This is a genomic window from Candidatus Equadaptatus faecalis (genome assembly GCA_018065065.1).
Classification (GTDB): Bacteria; Synergistota; Synergistia; order Synergistales; family Synergistaceae; genus Equadaptatus; species Equadaptatus faecalis.
Map to the genome: position 1 here is coordinate 1 of JAGHTZ010000076.1, position 3269 is coordinate 3269.

Here is a 3269-nt window from a genome sequence, read left to right on the forward strand (position 1 = left end):
CGCAGCACTCGGCGCGAAAACCGACAAACTCGACAAACGCGTAACGAAGCTCGAAAAAGGCATCGGCAGCTGGCAGATCAGCGGACGCTTCAAATTTGACGTTACCATGACAGGCGGCGACAATGATGCTGGTTCTGCATGGACAAAAGAACGCGGCAAGTATGAATTCACGAAAGACGTTGCGCGTCTCTTCTTCCGCCGCCAGATCACGGAAGACACCTATTTCGACTCACAGTTCCGCGTTGGTTCAGACTGGGCTGGAAGCATTAAAACAGTAGATAAAATTTCACCGAAAGGCAAACAGGAAAAAATCGATGCAGACGGTCGCGGCGACACGCACGCATTCTCAATGCGCAAATTCTATGTCGGCACAAAGCTTCCGTTCTGGGGACTTCAGCTTAAAATCGGACGTACACAGTTCGACTGGGAAGGCATGTATGACCTCTATGATACCAACGCACTCATGGGCGACTGGCGTTATGACGGTTTCTGGTTCACCAAAAAATGGAGCAAGGTCCAGTTTGACGGTGTAATCGGACGCAACCAGTCAGGCGCACCGCGTTCATATGTTGCAGAGGGGTTCGGCAACGGTAAAAACTTCCTCTATGCGGCAAACCTCAAATGGACGCCGACAGACAAAATCACACTTGGTGCAATGGGTTACTGGCAGCAGGGTGACGGTGCCGAAGCTTCAGCCTCAGGAAAGTCAATTGACAACATGCAGACCTACGGTCTCACAGCCGGATACAAGTTCACCGATGGTATAGCCCTCAAAGGAATCTACTACTGGCAGAAACTCAGCAACGGTACAACACTTGATGGTATTAAGATTGAAGACAGCCAGTATGCATGGAAAGCCATCCTTGACGTCAAACAGAGCGTTCTTAAGTTCACAGATCTCTGGGTTGAATATTCACAGATGAAGAATGCATTCGGCGGCGACAACGGCGCAGGCGATGACAACTACTGCTACTCACTCGGCGGCAAATCAGGCGAACCTTCAGTTTACTGGGTACGTCCGATTAACAACGAAGTTACCAAAACATGGTACATCAGAGCAGAGCAGAAATGGAACAAGAAATGGAGCACATTCCTCCGCTTCACGTTTGCTGACTTCGGTACAGATGGCGTTGACAACGCAAAAGAATGGGGACTCGGCGTTAAATACAAACTTAACCCTGCAATCACATTCATGCTCGCCTATGACTCACTTGATTACGGTGACAATGTCTACAGTGGTACAACATGCCACGGTGGTAGCCAGCATGGCAAAGACAACGTCATCTTCTTCCAGACCGACGTCAAGTTCTAATTTAGGTTAAACTAACTTAGAAAACTTTGTCTAACTAAACAGGAACCCTTACGGGGGTTCCTGTTTTTTTGTGGTTGACGATTTGTTTTTCAATGTTATAATTACAAACGTAAGCAACACAACGTGATGAGTCTTTCATAGCTACACAGAAGAGCCTCCGAGTGCGATCGGAGGCTCTTTGTTAGGCTGGCTGCCGCCTATTTGTGTCTGTCCAGCCATTTGCAAATGTAGAATGCGACTACACTTGCCATGACAGATACGAGAAACGTGACGAGTCTTGTCTTCATAGCTACACCTCCTTTCTGCTGCCAGAATAGGAGTGCGACAACTGTTAAATTATACTGTCAAATTCCGATTTAGGATAACTATTCGAAAAGATTGCATATATATGCAGAGTTTTTGAACAGGAGTGGCTAGAAAAAAAGAAACCCTTTATGGTTCTTGATTATCTCTTCCCGCAGTTGACAATGTTTATTTAGTTTTTCAGCGCCGTAATCGGTATAACGCAAACTCCGTCTTCGCGTTGATGGGCAAAGTTTGATGTTCCCGTGATAACACCAAGAACTGCGGGAAGTTTGCCGCCTTCTTCTGAAATCTTGTTTTTGAGTTTAATCAGCTGTTTGGCAGCAACGTCTGTCTGGTGCGCTCCCAGTTTGATTTCAAAGGCACACCAGTTACCGTCTTCAAGCTCTATAACGGCATCTATTTCATTGTCTGCATAGTCTCTGTAATGATACAAATTTGCTCCCATGCTTTCGGCATATATTCGAAGGTCTCTTTCGCAAAGCGCTTCAAACAAAAAGCCGAAAGTTTTCAGGTCGTTTATGAGTCCTGAAACTGTGCTTTTCAGCAGGCACGCGGCAAGCGAAGGGTCGCAGAAGTGTCTCTTTTCTGCCTGTTTAATGCGTACAGATGAGCGAATGTTTGTTGAAAACGGCTGCTGGTTGTCGGTAATAAAAAGTCGTTTGAATACGTCAAGATAACCGGCAAGAGTCTTGGCGTCAACCGTTGCGGTCTCATTTTCCGAGATGTCGTCACACAATTTGCGAATTGAAACTGTTGTGGACTCGTTTCTCGCAAGCGACCTCAGCAAAAGCTCCATTTTGCGTACATTGTGGTTGATTTCATCAAGTTTGTAGATGTCTTCGTCAAGAACAGCCTGCAAATATTTTTCGGGAATCAGCTTTGCTTTGGAAAAAGGCAGCGTTACGGAAGCAGGCCAGCCGCCGCATATTATATATTCCGCAAGCTGCTCAAGCGAACTGTCTGTGACTGCCCCGGGCTTTATCTCTCTGCCTTCGCAAACGTCTTTCAGCGATACTTCCCCCGTAGATTTTCCTGCTTCGTACAGCGACATAGTGTGCATTGAAATTTTCGCTATTCTTCCGGCACCGCTGTGAAGTATGCCCTTGTGCACAGGTGTTGACGAGCCTGTCAGAATGAATTGTCCCGTGTCAGCCCGTTTATCTACCTCCATGCGGACAGCGTCCCAAAGCTGCGGATATTCCTGCCATTCGTCAATAAGCCTTGGCGTTCCGCCCTGCAGCGCATAATCCAAAGAATAGTTGACAAGCTGCCTGTTTCTGAAATTGTTGGCAGGGTCAGCAAGGTAAAACGCGCTTTTTGAATGGTGTGCGGAAGTCCACGTTTTGCCGCACCATTTTGGCCCTTCTATACAGACAGCGCCAAACGCATTAAGATAGTTTTCTACTCTGTCATCAATTATTCTGGGCAGATAAGCTGCGTTAGCCATCCGGAACCCTCCTCACATATAAATACTATTACCTCATATTCGGCAAATCTATTGTATCATATTTATAAAAAATATTACCTCATATTTAAGACAATTTTATGCAAAATTCACTTGCAATTTGCGGCGCATTCAAAGGTGCCCAGCAGGCAACGCGTTATGAAGTAGCGGCAATGGTCGCCCGCGCGGTCGCGGCAGGCGATGCGA

At 46.7% G+C, this 3269-nt stretch carries 2 protein-coding genes; one reads left to right on the top strand and one right to left on the bottom strand.

Annotated features, from left to right (window positions below; translation table 11 throughout):
• Positions 1 to 1312, top strand: a 1312-nt coding sequence (locus KBS54_06115; protein ID MBQ0055699.1) for an S-layer homology domain-containing protein, incomplete at its 5' end; no start/stop codon positions are given.
• 475 nt (positions 1313 to 1787) lie between these two features.
• Here KBS54_06115 and KBS54_06120 read toward each other — a convergent pair.
• On the bottom strand, positions 1788 to 3065 hold the full coding sequence (locus KBS54_06120) for an ATP-binding protein (protein ID MBQ0055700.1): 1278 nt from the start codon (positions 3063 to 3065) through the stop codon (positions 1788 to 1790).
• Positions 3066 to 3269: the final 204 nt, after the last annotated feature.